The following is a 17,456-nucleotide window of genomic DNA, read 5'->3' on the forward strand; positions in this document are numbered from 1 at the left end:
ATGACACGAGAGATCATGGAAGACGACGCGCTGGGCACGGACCCGCACAAGGAGATACGCGCGACCCTGTCCCTGGCCGGGCCCATCATCGCGACCATGATCGGCATCATCCTGATGGAAACCGTCGACACGCTGATGATCGGTCATCTGGGCGAAAACGCCCTGGCGGCGGCGGCCCTAGCCCTGAATATTTGGTTCCTGTTCCTGCTGTTCGGCATCGGCGCACTGGGTGCGGTATCCTCCCTCGCCGCGCAAGCCATCGGCATGGGCGACATTCGCGGCGTCCGGCGCAGCGCCCGATCTGGCATCTGGTTGGGGCTGATGTTGGGCACGCCTTTCGCACTGATTCTGCTGTATACCGAGGACATCCTGATCCTGCTGGGCCAGCCCGCGCATCTGACCGCCCTGGCGCAGGACTATGTCGATTGGATGGGGCCGGTCCTGATCGTCGTTTTCGTCAGCCTGCCGTTGCGCATGACGCTGGCGTCCTTCGGCGTCACACGACCGTCCATGATGATCGTGCTGGCCGGGGTGCCGCTGAACGCCCTGTTCAATTGGATCTTCATGTTCGGCGGTTTGGGCGGTCCGGAACTGGGACTTGCCGGCGCCGGGATTTCCACCCTGCTGGTCGATATATTCGTCCTTGTCGGACAGGTCGCCTATATCCAGATGACCCCGCGTTTCCGGGATTTGGAACTGTTCGCCCGGTTCTGGCGGTTCGACCGGGAACGGTTCCGCAAACTGATCGCCGTCGGTGCGCCGTCCGGCATGACATCGGTCGTGGAACATGCCTTTTTTGCCGCGACCGCCATTATGATGGGCTGGGTCGGCGTGACGCAGCTCGCCGCGCATCAGGTTGCAGTGCAGATCGTCGGTATCATGTTCATGGTCCCCTTCGGCCTGGGACAGGCCGCAACGATCCGCGTCGCCCTGGCCGCGGGTGCGGGCAATCTGGCGGCGGTGCGTCTGCGCGCACGCATCCCCATGGTGCTGAACTGGATGGCCATGGTGGTGGCCATCCTGATCTATTGGATTTTCGGCCCGGAACTGGTCGGCCTGTTCCTGGCGCCGAACGATCCGAACCGGGCGGAAATCGTCGCCTACGGTTCGCTGTTCCTATCCATCGCCGCGATTTTCCAGCTGTTCGACGGCACGCAATCGACGGGCGGCGGCATCCTGCGCGGCATGAACGACACCATCGTCCCCATGATCATCGCCATGGTCGGATATTGGGCGGTCGGCATCGTCGGCGCCTATGTCCTGGCCTTCCCGATGGGGATGGAAGGGGTCGGTATCTGGTATGGGCTGCTGGGCGGCTTGGCGGCGTCGGCGATCGGCATCCTGATCCGTATCGCCTATGACACGTCACGTCCGGAACGGGCGTTCAGATACGTGCATCACGGCAATATTCCGGCAGACGGGAAATAGAGGCCAGCACCGCCTCCGCCCCCGCATCCATCAGTTGCCCCGCATCGGACGTGCCGGTCAGGACACCGACAGCCCGTGCCCCGGCGGCGCGCGCCATGTCGATGTCGTGGCGATTGTCGCCGACGACGATGACCTCCCCCGGCTGCACCCCACATAGCGCGCAGAAGGCATGGACCATGCCGGGTTCCGGCTTCCGCCCGTGGCCGCTGTCGAACCCGGCCGCGAAGCGGAATCGATCCAAGATACCGAACGGTTCCAGAGATCGGTTCAAGCCGTTGACGCTGTCCGCCGTCGCGACGCCCAGACACAATCCCAGCTGCCCCGCCAGTTCGTCCAGCAGGGGGCCTAGATCGCAAACGGCGGTCGGCACCATATTGTCCGGAAAGCCGGTATCCAGGAAGGCAACGATATCGTCCACCGACCGAGTATCGCCCGCCGGTAGATACGGATGCCACAGCACCGCAATATCCTGCAAATCCCCGGCGGCAAGCGGTGTTCCGCTGCCGACGCGGTCGGTTTCCGCGTCCCACCCGCCGATCGTCAGAAGGTGCAGGGCCAGTGCCGCATCCCCGCCGGAGAGGGCATGGGCGACGGCGCGATTCGCGGGCATCCAGGTTTCGTGATAGTCGAGAAGCGTCCCGTCCTTATCGAACAGAATCCCGCGCGGGGCCATGATCGTTTCCTAGACCGCCAGCAGGCTGCCCGCGGGAATCCCGACGCCGCTGGCTTTCAGTTGAGAGACCACCTGCTTCTTCAGCGCCTGCAGAGAATCCGCGTCCGGGGCTTCACAGCGCGCCACCAGGGCCGGTTGCGTGTTCGACGCGCGCAGCAGCCACCAGCCGCCTTCCGCGCTGACGCGAACACCATCCGTTCCGTCGACCATGGCACCGTCCGCTTCCAGCCGCTCCTTGACCTCGTCCACCACCGCGAACTTCCGGGAATCGTCGACATCGATCCGGATTTCCGGCGTGTTCACCATTTTGGGAAGCTCGTCGACAAGCTCGCTGATCTTCTTGCCGCCTTCCGCCAGCAGCGCGAGCAGCCGAACGGCGGTGTAGAGCGCATCGTCATAGCCGTAATATTTGTCGGCAAAGAAGATATGGCCGCTCATCTCCCCGGCGAGCGGAGCCTGGGTCGCGATCATCTTGGACTTGATGATGGAATGGCCGGTCGGACACATGACCGGGACGCCGCCCAAGCGTTCGATTTCATCGAACAGAACCTGGCTTGCCTTCACATCCGCCAGAATCTTGGACCCCGGCTTCTTCTTCAAGACGTCGCGGGCCAGGATCGCGAGAAGCTGATCCCCCCATACGACGCGCCCCTTGTCGTCGACGACGCCGATCCGGTCGCCGTCCCCGTCGAAGGCCAGGCCGATATCCAACTCTTCCTTCAGGACGAGGTCCTTCAACTGTTCCAGGTTTTCCTCGACCGTCGGGTCGGGATGATGCGCCGGGAAGGTACCATCCACCGTTTCGTTGATCAGCATATGCTCACCCGGCAGCCGGTGCGCGAGGCGCAGGACGACGGGACAGGCCGCGCCGTTGCCCGGATCCCAACCGACCTTCAGGCCGACGCGGCTAGTATAGTCCAGCGCCAGCCGCGCGGCATAGGCGCCAAGGGCCTCGCCTTCCACAGCGCCGCCTTCCGCGCGGGCCCAGACACCGCGCGCGGCAAGATCGCGCAGGCGTTTGATTTCCGCGCCATAGAAGGGGAGCCCGTTCAGGACGATCTTGAATCCGTTATAGTTCGACGGATTATGCGACCCGGTCACCATGATGCCCAGAGAGGCATTCAGCATCTTCGTCGCGAAATACAGACACGGTGTCGGCACCAGCCCGATGCGCATGACATAGAGACCGCAGGAGGCGAGCCCCCGACAGAGTTCCTCCTCCATCATTGGGGAGCTCATCCGCCCGTCATAACCGACGACGGCAATCCGACCGGACCCGGCGACCGCGATGGTCCCCATCGTGCGGCCCAGCGCCAGCGCGTCCGACGCGGTCAGGGTCTGACCGACGATGCCCCGAATATCGTACTCACGTAAGATACTGGGATCGAACCGATGACCTATCGCCGACATTCGATGGCGCCCCCCAAGTTAGTTCATTCGGCCGGTCGCCCGACGCTGGAATATACGAACCCACGATCTTTCATATCCGCGGGATCGAAAAGATTACGCAAGTCGACAAGAACCGGCTTCGACAGCAGACCCTTCACGCGTTCCAAATCCATCATACGGTATTCCGACCACTCCGTAACGATAACAGCCGCATCGGCGGAGTCGAGCGCCGCGTAAGCATTTTCCGCCCAATCCACATCGCGAATGAACGGTTTGGCGGCCTCCATTCCCTTAGGGTCGTGAACCACGACATTCGCACCTTTATCCTGCAGCGCCGCCACGATATCGATTGCGGGGCTTTCGCGCATATCGTCGGTTTCCGCCTTGAAGGTCAGGCCCAGCACCGCGATCCGCGCCCCGTCGACCGGCGCGCCCATCGCGTCGGCAACGCGATCGGCCATGGACCGTTTGCGGTTGTCGTTGGATTCCACAACCGCTTCCACGATCCTACTGGGCGCCCCGGATTTCCGCGCCGTGGCGACCAGTTCCAGCGTGTCCTTGGGGAAGCAGCTGCCGCCGTAACCGGGGCCGGGCATCAAGAATTTCGGACCGATGCGGGTATCCATGCCGATCCCTTTCGCGACCTGCCGGACGTCCGCGCCGGTGCGTTCGCACACATCCGCGATTTCGTTGATGAAACCGATCTTCACCGCCAGGAAGGCGTTGGCCGCATACTTGATCAGTTCCGCCGATTCCGGATCGGTGATCAGCAGCGGCACGCCCTGATCGGTCAGCGGCTTGTAAACTCCCTGCATGATCGCCGCCGCCTTTTCGGTGCGGCAACCGACGACAACGCGGTCCGGCTTCAGGAAATCTTCGATCGCGGCCCCTTCGCGCAGGAATTCCGGGTTGGAGACAACGTCGTATTCCGAGGCGTCGCGGGTCCGGGCGACGATCTGCGAAACCTCCCGCGCGGTGCCGACCGGCACGGTCGATTTATCGACGATCACGGTATAGCCGGTCATCGCGGCGGCAACCCCTTCCGCCGCGGCATGGACGAAGCGCAGATCAGCATGGCCGTCGTCAGGGCGGGGGGGCGTCCCGACCGCGATGAAAACCGCATCCGCGCCCGGCACGCCTTCGGAAACTTCTGTGGTAAAGCTCAACCGCCCCGCCGTTACATTGCGCGAGACTATTTCTTCAAGACCGGGTTCGTAGATTGGGATTTCGCCGCGTTCCAGTTTTTCGATCTTGCGCGGGTCGATATCGACACAAACGACATCGTGCCCCAGATCCGCAAAGCAGGCACCGGAAACCAAACCCACATAGCCGGTGCCGATCATTGCAATTCGCATCGCGGTTAGCCCCTCAAACAGTTATCAGTCAGGAACCGGCGAACCGGTTCACGATGGTGCGCGTCGCTTCCCGGCGATCCGGTCGGGCGAGGGAAAAGGCTATATTGGCCGCCAGCCAACCATCCTTCGTCCCGCAATCGTAGCGCTCGCCTTCGAATCTCAAACCGTGAAACGGCCCGGTGCCGATCAGTTTCGCCATGGCGTCGGTCAGTTGAATTTCCCCTCCGGCGCCCTTCTCATGACGGTCCAGATGACCGAAAATTGCCCCATCCAGGATATAGCGCCCGATGATCGACAACGTCGACGGCGCCGCCGCCGGGGCGGGCTTTTCAACAAGGCCTTTGATCTCGGCCAACCGGTCTTCCGCGTTCGGCGTATCGAGAATACCGTATCGATCCGTCCGGTCGCGCGGGACATCCATAACGGCGACCGTGTTCCCGCCGGTTTCGGCATGGGCATCGACCAACTGCTTCAGACAGGGCGTTTCGGATAGAACCAAGTCGTCGGGCGACACGACCGCGAAAAACTCGTCGCCGATCATGTCCCGCGCACACCAGACCGCATGCCCCAGGCCCAGCGCTTCCGTCTGGCGGACATATTTTACCCGGCCCGCCGGCGGCAGAAAGGACAGGATTTCGTCCAGTTCCTTGGTCTTTCCGCGCCGTTCCAGCATCGCCTTCAATTCGAAGGCCAGGTCGAAGTGATCTTCGATCGCCTGCTTGCCGCGCCCAGTGACGAAAATGAATTCCTCAATCCCGGCCGCCATGGCTTCTTCGACCGCATATTGGATCAGCGGCTTGTCGACGACGGGCAGCATTTCCTTGGGCATCGCCTTGGTCGCGGGCAGGAACCGCGTCCCCAACCCGGCAACGGGAAAGACAGCCTTAGTGACCTTGCTGGACATACCCCGCTCCTAATCGGAAGACAGATGCCGGAACCGACATGAGAAAACGACACTGACGGCGACAGGGTATTGCCACACGCCGACGCTGTTCCGCAAGGCTTTGACCACAGAAACAGCGCTTTGTCACCGAACCGTCACCGGCCCAGAAGCACGTCCTTTGCCTGATTGATCAATGCGGCAAGATGGGCCGAACCGCCCGCATCGGGATGCACCTGTTTCATCAAGCGTCGATGGGCCGCCTTGATCGCCTCTTCATCGGCCCCGTCCTGCAGCCCCAGCAATTCCAACGCTTCCTGACGGGACATCGATCCCGACCGCGCGCGCGGTTCTTCCGACCGCCTTTCGTCCGAACCGTTTTCGGACCGCCAGTCGCCGCCGAAGCGGCGATCCAGGTAGGCTTCCAACAACTGCCGGGACCGCGTATCGCCACTTTGATCCACATCGTGAAAAAGCGTAACGCTTTCTTCCATCGACAGTTCCGACAAAAGGGCACCGGCGAATCGGCCTTCCTTCACCCGTCCGTCCATATCGCCGCTATCGTGGTCCAGCGACATATCGAAGAACCGGCAGGAAATGCCGGAACGTTGGCCCCGCGTCGGCCCCTTCATCGACTTCCAGGCGCGGCGCAATCCGTTGAGGCGCAAAATCCAGGGCAGCGCCACGACACCCAATCCCCAAATCAGCTGGAAATTACGGGTCAGGGCGACAAGGGCAATCACCCCCATGCCCATGCCGATGGCGACATATTTGATGGCCTGCACGACCTTCGCCGGATTTGCCGTGCTGCCCCAATTGATCAGGAACAGCAAACAGGCCAACACCGCGACGCCCAGCAGGAACCAGACCATCAGCCGCCTCCCGGCCCCGGCTTTCGCAACTGGCCCAGCAAGGCGACGGCGGCCTCGCCATCCGCGCCACGGCTGTGGTGCTCCAGGGCCTTGATCCCGCCGCTAGCATAAATCGCCACGGCAGACAGCAACGCTTTCAACCGACCGGCGCTTCCCTGATCGAACCGACACCATGCCCCATTCGTCAGGCGGGCGATTTCCTGGAACGCCTTGCGGGCTACCGGGTCGTGCCCTTCCTGGAACAGAAAGACCGGCACACCGAAAAGTCCCAGATTGCCGGCAACATGGCAAACCTTGTCGATATCTTCCTCAAACGCATCGCCGACATAAACCGCCGCGCCGATACGCTGTTTCGTCGTCTCTTTGCGGATATGGGACAGGACCTTGCCGATCTGCGTACGCCCGGCATGGCATTCAACCCGCGACATCAGGCGCGACAAACCGTCGGCATCGGGCTGCCAGCGCCCGGCCTTGCATTCGCCGTAGCCCCGAAAATAGACCAACTGGACATCCAATCCACCGATCGCCTTGGTCGCCTCGAACATCTCGCCTTGAATGGAACAGGCCATGTCCCAGGTCGGTTGGCGGCTCATCGTCGCATCCAACGCGAAGACCAGCCGCCCGCGCCGGCCGGCATCGGGTTTACGCACCGCCTTCACCTTTTCCAAAAAGGCGGCGACGTCGTCATTTGTGTCACGGCGCTTTGTCGGCTGTGTTTTCATGCCGTTAGATATGGGGTGATTCCAGGAAACGTCACCCCTGAATGGCTTTTAGTAGGCATATAGGCGCGCCTGTCGCCATTGCCTGCGCCGATCCGTCAAAATTTCCCTTACTCCAAGATACGTTCCATCCGACCGCACGGAATGAAACCCGCCGGTGATCGTATTGTTCAGGGATACCGATCTGGTCCGATCCGCACTCTCCCCCAAAATTTGCGGCACGTTTTCAGCGATAACCCGCGCGAATTGTTCCGGATTCAGGAAAAAGTCGGGAAAGAGAACCGGGTGGGTGTTGATTTCGACGCTTCCGCTTTCCGAAAACAGCATTGCGATATCGACGGCCTGCGAAAAAACAACGCCGTCCGAATTTTCGAACACCACGCGAAAGTAACTGCCGTTTTCGATCGCGGCCCTGAGAGCATCGATTTCGTCCGGACGCTCCCCATCCCAGACCAGCGCCGCATCCTGCCGCGCATGGAATCGGAACGTCGCATACTGCCGCAGGCTGTTCAGGTTCAGCTTGCGATTGCCATCCCGCAACCCTTGCGACATCAGCTCGTAAGTAGTGGATATGTAAAGCGCTTCCGGGGTGTTCGAATATCCCAGAACCCCCTGATCCCATAATCCCTTGCCGCTGACGAATGGCTGGTTGGTGCCGCTGGTAATCCCCCAGAAGATATCGCCGACCAACACGATGTGGGTCAGTGGATAGCTTTCCTCATATTGCGGCAGCGGGTTTGCGTAAGACGCGGACAATGTCGCGTCCGGCTGCATCACCGGAACGATGCGATGGCCTGAAAGAATCAGATTACGGGCGCCGGGAAGGGAACAATCAAACATTGGGACCCAGTCAGGAAACGGTTGTTGCAGCGCTTTCCAAACCGATTTCCGACATCAGATCGCGGACTTCCTGGCGGGCGGCCAGGTGGGACATGCTCATTTTCACATCCGTCCCCTTCGTCTTCAGATCCAACAGGGTCAGACCGTCCAGGAAAAGCTCGCGGAAGATAACACGTTCGGAGAAACCTGGAACCAATTTGAAACCGATCCGTTGGCTCAGCTTTTCCAACGCTTCGTCCATCGCCCGCTGATTTCGGGAATCAAGCTGCCCCGTCCGATTGCGCATCACGATCCATTCGAACGTGCGGTTCGATCGGTCCCGCCGCGCCTTCTGCATCTTCACCTGAAAGATCATTTCCGCGTATTTCGACGGGCGCGTCATGGCATATGTTTCAGGATCGATCGTTGCCAGAACGTCCAAATCGACAAAACTGTCGTTCAACGGCGTGATCAGCGTATCCGCAAAGGAATGCCCGACGCGGCTGAGGAAATTGTCGGTGCCGGGCGTGTCGATAACGACGTAATCGTGCCGCATGGCAAGGTCTTGAACGGCCCGCTCGACAGCATGCTGATCATGGGCGCGGGCAACGTCCGTCGACGCCACCGTCGACGGTTCGATACTGCGATGGGTCGGCATGGGCAGTTTTACGCCCTTGCGCTGCATGAAGGCCTGACGATTTTCAACATAGCGGGACAAGGTACCCTGACGGGCATCCAGGTCGATGCTGGCCACTTTCGCGCCGGACGACAGCAAGGCCGCGATGATATGCATCGTCGTCGTGGACTTGCCCGATCCGCCCTTCTGGTTTCCGACGACCACGATCTGACCCCGCGTCGCAGGCTGTACGGGCGGCGTCGGCATCGCCGTTACGACTGTTCTTTTCGAGGCGTCTTCCGGCATTGCGTCTTTTTTCGTCCCCGTCATGGGCGTCGGTCTCGACACTGTGGGTCGGTCATCGCCTTGGGCGGATTCGTCCGACGGTATGCCGTCCTGCTTAGGATCGTCCCTGAAATTGCCGCCCATTGTACCACTGCCCGCCGTATTACCGCCCGTCGTATTGCGCAATGCATGCTGCCCCGGCATAGCACGGTGCCTATCCGGCGCAAAGCCGCGCCGTAGCACCCAATTTATGCCTGACCATGCCATTCCGCCCCCTTCTGCCGATCCCGACCGATTGCCATCGAGCCCAGCCCATCCCAAACGCTTGCTGCACCTCGCGAAACTCCCACCATTTCGTTCGGCATTTCCACTTCGAGATCAAAAGAGTTACCCTCGCTTGCCTTTGACTCAAGCGCCGCCTTGTAGCATGGATCGGACCGACATGCGAAATTTAACTAAAATGCTATTAATTCTAGGCGCTTGCCTGGTTTCAACGGGTTGCGACGAATTCGGATGGAATCCCCTCGATCCGAACTACGAAAACGTTGTTTTCGCGAATCGGGAAAAACCGCCGCCACTTTTGCTTGATTTCAGGGTCCCGACACTCGATGGCGCCGCATCCTTTTATGACGAGCGGTTCGAGTTGGAGTCCGATCTTTATTTCAGGCGTCGGACATGGCGCGGACCGCCGGACAACGACATCGCCGCCTCGCTGATGGAAATTCGCCGGCTGGACAATGCGCCCATGGCGGAACCGCCTGCCCCGGACGCAGCCGCATCTTATTGGGATATTCTCGCCCGGCGCCATTTGACGTTCCAAACGCTGTATTCCAGCATGAATGCCATTGGGCCGGTCTTGTGGCGACGCTTCACTATGGCCAGCCAAATCTGCGTCATCTTCAGCCAATCCTGGAAAGCGGATGTTTCCGCGCCCGCCACGCGGACCATCGTCGGCTATTACTGTGCGCCGAGCGGTGAGGAATTTTCGGACGGTCAGGCGGAAACCGTCGTGCGCGCCGTCATTCTAAAAGAAGGCGATCCGCAACAGTCGACGGACGGCTGACGTATTCTCCGGTTACGCCCTTGTCGGGTTGCCGAACCCCGTTACAGTATAAACTTACCTCGATAAGGCGACCGGGCCGGAAGACGGAACAAGCATGAGTATATGGGGAAAAGTGATCGGCGGCGCGACCGGCCTCGCCCTCGGCGGGCCGATCGGTCTGCTTGTCGGGGCGATCGGCGGGCATTTCGTCGATAAATACCGCACCGAACAGGAACCCGACCCCGAACGCGCAAAGAAATCCATGGGGTTCACCATCGCCGTCATCGTGCTGAGCGCCAAAATGGCAAAAGCCGACGGCGTCGTGACCCGGGACGAGGTCGATGCCTTCAGGCAGGTATTCCGCGTCCCGGAAGACGAGGTGAAGAACGTCGCGCGCGTCTTCGACCAGGCCCGCAAGGACGCCAGCGGCTTCGAGCCCTACGCGCATCAGGTTGCGGGCATGTTCAAGACGGCTCCGCAGGTGCTGGAAGAATTGCTGTGGTGCCTGGCCCATATCGCCAAGGCGGATGGTGTCGTTCACCCCAACGAACATGCATTCCTGCAAAAAGTATCCGATATTTTCGGTTTCGACACTGCAACCTTCGAACGGGTCACGGCCCTGCAATTGTCCCCCGACGAGGCCGACCCGTACCGTATTCTGGGCGTGTCCCACGATGCCGATGACGAAACCGTAAAGCAGGCGCACCGCAAATTGGTGCGCGAGAACCATCCCGATCGCCTGACGGCGCAGGGAATGCCGGAAGAGTTCGTGTCCCATGCCAATGACAAATTGGCGATGATCAACGCGGCCTATGACCGGATTCGCGCCGCGAGGGATAAAACCAAAAAATGAGAGCGTTGGATGTTGCCAAGGCGCTGTTCGTCATCCTGATATGGGGGTCGAATTTCGTCGTTGTGAAATGGGGATTACAGGACTTCTCCCCCTATCTGTTGTTGGCCTTGCGGTTCGCATTGATCGCCTGCTTCCTGGTCCCCTTCGTCAAATGGCCGAAAGGTCGATTCTGGCCGATATTCCGGTATTCGATGATGCTGGGCGTCATCCATTTTGGCCTGATGTTCTCCGGCATGCAGTATATTGATGCATCCACGGCTGCTCTGCTGAGCCAGTTGAACACCCCGTTCGCCGTCATCCTGTCGGCCTTCATGTTCAAGGACTATCCCGGTTGGCGGCGTATTCTGGGTATTTCCATCGCCTTCGCGGGTTGCGTCGTCGTTGGCGGGCAGCCGCGTTTCGAAGGAACATTCATTTGGGTCCTTGCGGTCGTTCTCGCCGCCTTCTGCTGGGCCTATGCCGCAACGCAAGCGAAGCGGCTTGGCGATTTGGACCCGTTCACCCTGAACGGTTGGATGGCGTTGATGGTGGCGCCATGCTGGTTCGCGATTTCCTTCCTTGTGGAGGACAATCAGGTCGCGATGATGATGGATGCGGGCTGGAAAGGCTGGGGCGCGGCGGTCTTCCAGGCGGCCTTCGTCACCATTACCGGCTATGGCATCTGGTACGGGTTGATCAAGCAATACCCGCTCAGCCGCGTTATTCCCTTCACCCTATTGTTGCCGGTCGTAGGCGTCGCCGGTGGGGTCTTGATTCTGGGCGACGCATTGACGCTGCCGATGATAATCGGCGGGGCGATGGTCGTCGTCGGTGTCGGTATCGTCACCATCCGTCAGGCAGCAAGAGGGTCGGCCCCGGATGCGGAGGTCCGATGACACTGCCCGCCGTTCAGGACCGCCCGTCCCCCAATCACGGCCCAAGGCGGCATGGCGGTCCGGTCGACATGCTGGTCCTGCATTACACCGGCATGGCGAGCGCGACGGCGGCGATAGACCGCCTGTGCGATCCGACGGCTGAGGTCAGCGCCCACTATTTCGTTCAGGAAGACGGCACGATCCTGCGGCTGGTGGCGGAGGCCGAACGGGCGTGGCATGCCGGTCTGGCCTATTGGCGCGGGGTCACCGACGTGAATTCCCATTCCATCGGTATTGAAATCCAGAATCCAGGGCATGAATTCGGCTACCGCGCCTTTCCAGAAAAGCAGATCGCGGCGGTGACCGATCTGTGCCTGGACATTCTGTCCCGGCATTCGATCCCACCGTCCGGGATTGTCGGCCATTCCGATATCGCGCCAGCGCGCAAGCAGGATCCGGGGGAACTGTTCCCCTGGCGGCAACTCGCGCAGGAGGGAGTCGGAGTCTTTCCGGAAGCCGAGCTGGATACCGACCGGTCCTTATCCGAGTTGCTGACCGAAATCGGCTATGATCCCGATGCGGACCTTCGCATTAATGCTTTCCAACGACGGTTTCGTCCCCGCAGGATCGACGGCAAGGACGATGCCCAATGCCGCGGTCTCGCCGCGCGTTACCTGTCCCTGATTCAAGAGAAAGGCTGATCCTATGGGAAAAATTATCGATTACTATTACGGTCATATCTCCCCTTGGGCATTCCTCGGCCATGATCGATTGATTGCGATCGCGGCGGAAACAGGCGCGACGATTGCCTATCATCCGATATCGGTCAGCGACATATTTCCGAAAACGGGGGGGGTCCCCGTCGCGAAACGGTCGCCGGAACGGCGCGCCTACCGCATGCAGGAATTGAAGCGCTGGTCCGCCTATCTGGGCATTCCTATCACTTTTGAACCGAAGCATTTTCCCGTCGACGATCATCCGTCCCAATATGTCGCCCTGGCGGCGGCTGACCGGGGCGCGGATCTGGGCTCCCTGTCTCGGGCGATCATGGCGGCGGTTTGGCAGGAAGAACGCGATATTTCAGACTGGCAGACACTGTCCGGCATCGCATCGGCACAGGGATTGGACGGTCCGGCGATCGTCGCGTCGGCACAAGCCCCCGCAATGGCCGAAACGGCATTGAAGGTCTGCGAGGACGCCCTCGCCGCCGGCATGTTCGGCGCGCCGTGGTACTGCGTCGATGGTGAAACATTCTGGGGCCAGGATCGTCTGCCGATGTTGGCCGACCGGTTGAAATAGGAATTCGCCTTTTCAGCGCGGCTATCGGAATTACCGGTTTTCAACCTTTTCCGCACGAAGATTGCGTCATTTCGGCGCTGCTTCGTGATTTTCGGTCTTTCTTCAAACCCGTCTCATTTCCCCTCTTCCGCTCAGCCCGGATCGACCTCATAACATGGGTAACAATATTGCGTGCCGAATAAAAACCCCCGGTTTTCTGCGGCGCAGCATAAACCCAACAGAGCAGACGATGGAGGTATCCGATGAGCGTATTTTCGTCCCCCAGCTTCGACGAACACGAAGATGTCGCCTTCCACTATGACGGCGAGACGGGTCTGAAGGCGATTATCTCCCTCCACAGCACGGTTATGGGTCCGGCGCTCGGCGGTTGCCGGATGTGGGCCTATGACGACGACGCGGCGGCGCTGACCGATGTGTTGCGCCTGTCGCGCGGTATGACCTTCAAGAACGCATTGGCGGATCTGCCCTGGGGCGGCGGCAAGTCGGTCATTATCGGCAATGCGAAAACGGACAAGACCCCGGCAATGATGCGCGAAATGGGCCGCTTCGTGGACAGTTTCGGCGGTCGCTACATCGTCGCGGAAGATGTCGGCACGACACCGGAGGATATGGCCGAAATTGCCAAAACGACTCGGAACGTGCGCGGTGTGAAGAGTGTCGGTTTCGACCCCTCGCCGGGCACCGCCTATGGCGTCTTCAAAGGCTTGGAAGCCGCCGTTGGGGAAGCGCTGGGCGCCAGTGATCTGAAGGGCGTGCGCGTCGCCGTCCAGGGCCTGGGCCATGTCGGATACGATCTTGCCCGCCGACTGCATGCCGCCGGCGCGGTGTTGACCGTGACCGATATCGATGCGGCGGCGCTCGCCCGCGCGGAACGGGAACTGGGCGCGACGGTGGTCGGTCTGGACGCGATCTATGACGCGGATGTCGACGTCTACGCCCCCTGCGCCTTGGGGGCGACGCTGAACGACGACACGATCCCGCGTTTGAAAGCATCGATCGTTGCGGGCGCGGCGAATAACCAATTGGCGGAAACCCGCCATGGCGACCGACTTGCCGATCGGGGCATCCTGTACGCGCCCGACTATGTGCTGAATGCCGGCGGCGTGATCCATATCTATCACGAGGGACCGGATTTCGACCGGGACGCGACCTTCGCCCATATCGGACGGATCGGCGGCACGATGCGTGATATCTTCCGCCGCGCGAAGGATGACGGTATCCCCCCACATATCGCCGCGGACCGATTGGCGAAGGACAAACTGGCGGCGGCAAAGGCCGGACAACGGAAGGCCAACCGCCCGCTAGCGGCGGAATAAGGCATACGATCACGGTTTTGTGATCGACCGCCCGAACATCTCAACCCCTTGTAAATATGGAAAAGGCGGCCATTCGGCCGCCTTCTTCCTTTTCCGATGTTCCGGATGCAACGGCACCTTCTTGCGAATGGGAATGAAACGCGTTATCGATCCCATTCATGATAATAACTCGCAGTTGCATCGCTTGTGATGAAAGAAATTCTGCGTTTGAGGAAACAGCCGTTCCGCACCGTATTGGGCGCTTTTGCCGCGCCCGGTGATGTCTTGTTTTTTCAAAACCTGCGGACTTTTCTTCGCATCGACTGCAATTTGGCACTCTTACCCCAAAAAGGACGATCCACCATGACTGCCCTTTCCTTCCGCTTGCTCGCCGCTGCCGTCGTTTCGGTCGGCAGCCTGGCATCCGGCCCCGCCCTGGCTGACGGCGAATTGAACATCTATTCCCACCGCCAGCCGTTCCTGATCGAACCCTTCATCAAGAAATATGAGGAAGAAACGGGCACGCGGGTGAATATCGTCTTCGCGGAAAAGGGGCTGGTGCAGCGCCTGCAGGCGGAAGGGGAACAAAGCCCCGCCGACGTTATCCTGACCGTCGACATCGCGCGGTTGAGCGAATATGCCGATGCCGACCTGCTGGCCCCGACCGAGTCCGAGATCCTGGAAGCGGATATTCCGGAACATCTGCGCGACCCGCAGAATCGTTGGTTCGCCTTCGCGAAGCGCACCCGCGTCATCGCGGTGGCAAAGGACATGCCGGAAGCCGAACGCCCGAAACGCTATGAAGACCTGGCCGATCCGGTCTGGAAGGGCCGCATCTGCACCCGCCCCGGCAGCCACGTTTATAACCGCGCGCTGACGGCGTCGATGATCGCCGCGCATGGCGTCGATGGGGCGACCGAATGGGCGCAGGGCCTCGTCGACAATCTGGCGCGCAAGCCGCAGGGCAACGACCGCGCCCAGGCGAAGGCGATTTACGAAGGCCAGTGCGACGTCGCCATCATGAACAACTACTATTACGGCAAGATGCTGACGTCGGAAGACCCGGCACAGCACGATTGGGCCGCCGCCATCGATATCATCTTCCCGAACCAGGGCGAAGGCGACCGCGGCGCGCATATCAACGTATCCGGCGGCGGCATCGCCATCCATTCCAAAAATAAGGACGAAGCCCGTCGCTTCCTGGAATTCCTGACCGAACCGGAAGCCCAGCGGCTTTACGCGGACGTCAATTTCGAGTACCCGGTGAACCCCGCCGTCGGTCCGTCCGACGAGCTGAAGTCCTGGGGCGAATTCCGGGAAGACACCCTGCCGATTGCGCGCATCGCGGAATTGGCGCCTGACGCGCAGAAGGTCATCGACACGGTCGGATGGTAACAGAGGTTTCCCAGACTTTCCCTGACACATCAACCCGTGCGGCCCGCCGCCGGTCCAAGGACGGCAACCGACTTTGGACCGGTGCGACGGCCCTCATCAGCCTGCTGCTGCTGGCACCGATCTTCTCGGTTTTCGTCGCAGCATCGGGCGACGGTCAGGGAAACTGGGGCCATCTGGTCGATACGGTTCTACCGAGATATGTCGCCAACACGCTGATCTTGATGCTGGGCGTCGGCGGCGTGACGCTGATCTTCGGCATTTCCAGCGCCTGGGCCGTCACCCGTTATGACTTTCCGGGACGACGGTTTTTCGAATGGGCGTTACTGCTGCCCGCCGCCATCCCCGCCTATCTGATCGCTTATACCTATACCGATTTCCTGGAATATGCCGGGCCCGTGCAGGGATTGCTGCGCGACATTTTCGGCTGGCAGAGCGCGCGCGATTATTGGTTTCCCGAAATCCGCTCCATGGGTGGGGCCATGCTGGTCATCGGCGCGGTGCTTTACCCTTACGTCTATATGATGACCCGCACCGCCTTCCTGCTGACCCCAGGATCTCTGTTCGAGGCCGGTTTGCTGGCACGCCGGAACCTGTTGTTCGGGATTGCTCTTCCCCTCGCCCGGCCCGCGATCATCGCCGGTCTGGCCCTGGTCATGATGGAAACCATCAGCGATTTCGGTACCGTCGAATATTTCGCCGTCCGCACCCTGACGCTGGGCATCTTCAACGTCTGGCTGGGTATGAACGACCTGACGGCGGCGGCGCAGATCGCCTGTTTCGCCTTCCTGTTCATCCTGGCGCTGCTGGCCATAGAACTGCATGCACGGTCCCGCCGACGCTATTCCGACACCAGCAAGAAAGCCGTGCCGCTGAAACGCCTTCGGGCGCGGGGCGTTTCGTTGGCCGGTTGCTTGATCGCCTGTATCGCGCCCATCGCCGTCGGCTTCCTGCTGCCGGTCGGCGTGTTGCTGTCCTTCATCCTTCGGGGCTATTCGCTGGACGTCACCCCGCAAGTCGTCGATGCTGGCGTCAATTCGCTGATCGTGTCCGGCGGCACGGCCCTGTTGGTAATCGGTGTCGCCGGGTTCCTGGTCTTCGTATCGACCTATCGCGGCGGACCGATGTTGAAGCGTCTCGCCGCCCTGTCCGCCGTCGGTTATGCCTTTCCCGGCACGATCCTGGCCATCGGCGTCGTAACGGCGGCGGGTGCGTTGGATTCCGGTGCCGTGGCGGTTCTGCGCGACTGGCTAGGCTTCGATTTCCGGGGCTGGTTCAGCAGCGGCGTCGGTTTGGTTCTGTTCGCCTGCCTCGTCCGGTTTCAGGCCGTCGGCTATGGCGCGATTTCCGCCGGCATCCAGCGCCTGCCGCCGAACCTGATGAATGCCAGCCGCGTCCTGGGCCACGGTTTCGGCGCCAGCCTGCGCAAGGTCGTCCTGCCGCTGATGCGCGGCTCCATTCTGGCGGGCGGGTTGCTGGTCTTCGTCGACGTGATGAAGGAACTGCCGATGACGCTGCTGCTGCGGCCTTTCAACTTCGAAACCTTGGCGACCTATGTCTACCAGTATGCCAAGGACGAGTTGCTGGAACAGGCGGCGATGCCCGCCCTGATGATCGTTATCGCCGGGATCGGCCCCGTCATGCTGATGAATGCCGCCCTGCGCCGGTTGACGCGCGGTAGCTGA

The 17,456-nt window shown here is 60.9% G+C and carries 17 protein-coding genes; 9 read left to right on the top strand and 8 right to left on the bottom strand.

The genetic code is table 11. The features are described from left to right. Entirely contained in the window at nucleotides 1-1,428 is a 1,428-nt protein-coding gene (locus HH303_RS09235) for an MATE family efflux transporter (protein ID WP_169625003.1), read from the top strand. On the opposite strand, the gene HH303_RS09240 is transcribed toward HH303_RS09235, so the two are convergent. The 8 genes from HH303_RS09240 to HH303_RS09275 form a co-directional block, all read right to left on the bottom strand. Then, the gene (locus HH303_RS09240) at nucleotides 1,385-2,101 is read right to left on the bottom strand and encodes an HAD family hydrolase (RefSeq protein ID WP_169625005.1); all 717 of its coding nucleotides are present in this window, start codon (nucleotides 2,099-2,101) and stop codon (nucleotides 1,385-1,387) included. The two genes, HH303_RS09235 and HH303_RS09240, sit on opposite strands and share 44 nt — an antisense overlap. A gap of 9 nt (nucleotides 2,102-2,110) precedes the next feature. Next, on the bottom strand, nucleotides 2,111-3,511 hold the full coding sequence (gene pgmG / locus HH303_RS09245) for a phosphoglucomutase/phosphomannomutase PgmG (protein WP_169625007.1): 1,401 nt from the start codon (nucleotides 3,509-3,511) through the stop codon (nucleotides 2,111-2,113). 23 nt (nucleotides 3,512-3,534) lie between these two features. Continuing rightward, complete coding sequence (locus HH303_RS09250) at nucleotides 3,535-4,845, bottom strand: UDP-glucose dehydrogenase family protein (protein WP_169625008.1); 1,311 nt, start codon at nucleotides 4,843-4,845, stop codon at nucleotides 3,535-3,537. Nucleotides 4,846-4,873: 28 nt separating this feature from the next. Further along, nucleotides 4,874-5,749 carry a UTP--glucose-1-phosphate uridylyltransferase GalU gene (gene galU / locus HH303_RS09255; RefSeq protein ID WP_169625010.1) on the bottom strand — a complete coding sequence of 292 codons (876 nt, stop codon included), beginning with the start codon at nucleotides 5,747-5,749 and terminating at the stop codon, nucleotides 4,874-4,876. A 134-nt stretch (nucleotides 5,750-5,883) separates the two neighbouring features. Next, the gene (locus HH303_RS09260; RefSeq protein ID WP_169625012.1) at nucleotides 5,884-6,597 is read right to left on the bottom strand and encodes a DnaJ domain-containing protein; all 714 of its coding nucleotides are present in this window, start codon (nucleotides 6,595-6,597) and stop codon (nucleotides 5,884-5,886) included. Continuing rightward, nucleotides 6,597-7,247 carry a VWA domain-containing protein gene (locus tag HH303_RS09265; RefSeq protein ID WP_319637356.1) on the bottom strand — a complete coding sequence of 217 codons (651 nt, stop codon included), beginning with the start codon at nucleotides 7,245-7,247 and terminating at the stop codon, nucleotides 6,597-6,599. Before HH303_RS09265 ends, HH303_RS09260 begins: the two co-directional genes overlap by 1 nt. A 120-nt stretch (nucleotides 7,248-7,367) precedes the next feature. After that, nucleotides 7,368-8,156: a hypothetical protein gene (locus HH303_RS09270; protein ID WP_169625013.1), complete on the bottom strand. Its 789-nt coding sequence runs from the start codon at nucleotides 8,154-8,156 to the stop codon at nucleotides 7,368-7,370. A 10-nt stretch (nucleotides 8,157-8,166) separates the two neighbouring features. Continuing rightward, nucleotides 8,167-9,081, bottom strand: a complete 915-nt coding sequence (locus HH303_RS09275) for a division plane positioning ATPase MipZ (protein WP_319637357.1) — start codon at nucleotides 9,079-9,081, stop codon at nucleotides 8,167-8,169. A gap of 535 nt (nucleotides 9,082-9,616) precedes the next feature. Here HH303_RS09275 and HH303_RS09280 point away from each other — a divergent pair. From HH303_RS09280 to HH303_RS09315, 8 genes are all read left to right on the top strand, one after another. After that, nucleotides 9,617-10,099 (top strand): hypothetical protein, encoded by a 483-nt coding sequence (locus HH303_RS09280; protein ID WP_169625014.1) that lies wholly within the window; start codon nucleotides 9,617-9,619, stop codon nucleotides 10,097-10,099. Between the two features lie 94 nt (nucleotides 10,100-10,193). After that, nucleotides 10,194-10,931 carry a TerB family tellurite resistance protein gene (locus HH303_RS09285; RefSeq protein WP_169625015.1) on the top strand — a complete coding sequence of 246 codons (738 nt, stop codon included), beginning with the start codon at nucleotides 10,194-10,196 and terminating at the stop codon, nucleotides 10,929-10,931. After that, a complete protein-coding gene (locus HH303_RS09290; RefSeq protein WP_169625016.1) occupies nucleotides 10,928-11,806 on the top strand; it encodes a DMT family transporter in 879 nt (292 codons plus the stop codon). Before HH303_RS09285 ends, HH303_RS09290 begins: the two co-directional genes overlap by 4 nt. After that, nucleotides 11,803-12,486 carry an N-acetylmuramoyl-L-alanine amidase gene (locus tag HH303_RS09295; protein ID WP_169625017.1) on the top strand — a complete coding sequence of 228 codons (684 nt, stop codon included), beginning with the start codon at nucleotides 11,803-11,805 and terminating at the stop codon, nucleotides 12,484-12,486. Before HH303_RS09290 ends, HH303_RS09295 begins: the two co-directional genes overlap by 4 nt. Before the next feature lie 4 nt (nucleotides 12,487-12,490). Continuing rightward, nucleotides 12,491-13,084, top strand: coding sequence for a 2-hydroxychromene-2-carboxylate isomerase (locus tag HH303_RS09300; protein WP_169625019.1), 594 nt, complete (start codon nucleotides 12,491-12,493; stop codon nucleotides 13,082-13,084). Nucleotides 13,085-13,326: 242 nt separating this feature from the next. Continuing rightward, the gene (locus tag HH303_RS09305; RefSeq protein WP_169625021.1) at nucleotides 13,327-14,400 is read left to right on the top strand and encodes a Glu/Leu/Phe/Val family dehydrogenase; all 1,074 of its coding nucleotides are present in this window, start codon (nucleotides 13,327-13,329) and stop codon (nucleotides 14,398-14,400) included. Nucleotides 14,401-14,742: 342 nt separating this feature from the next. After that, nucleotides 14,743-15,774, top strand: a complete 1,032-nt coding sequence (locus HH303_RS09310; protein ID WP_169625023.1) for a Fe(3+) ABC transporter substrate-binding protein — start codon at nucleotides 14,743-14,745, stop codon at nucleotides 15,772-15,774. Next, nucleotides 15,768-17,456, top strand: a complete 1,689-nt coding sequence (locus HH303_RS09315; protein WP_169625024.1) for an ABC transporter permease — start codon at nucleotides 15,768-15,770, stop codon at nucleotides 17,454-17,456. The genes HH303_RS09310 and HH303_RS09315 overlap by 7 nt, the downstream gene beginning before the upstream one ends.

This window comes from Pacificispira spongiicola (assembly GCF_012926505.1).
Lineage (GTDB): Bacteria > Pseudomonadota > Alphaproteobacteria > UBA8366 > Aestuariispiraceae > Pacificispira > Pacificispira spongiicola.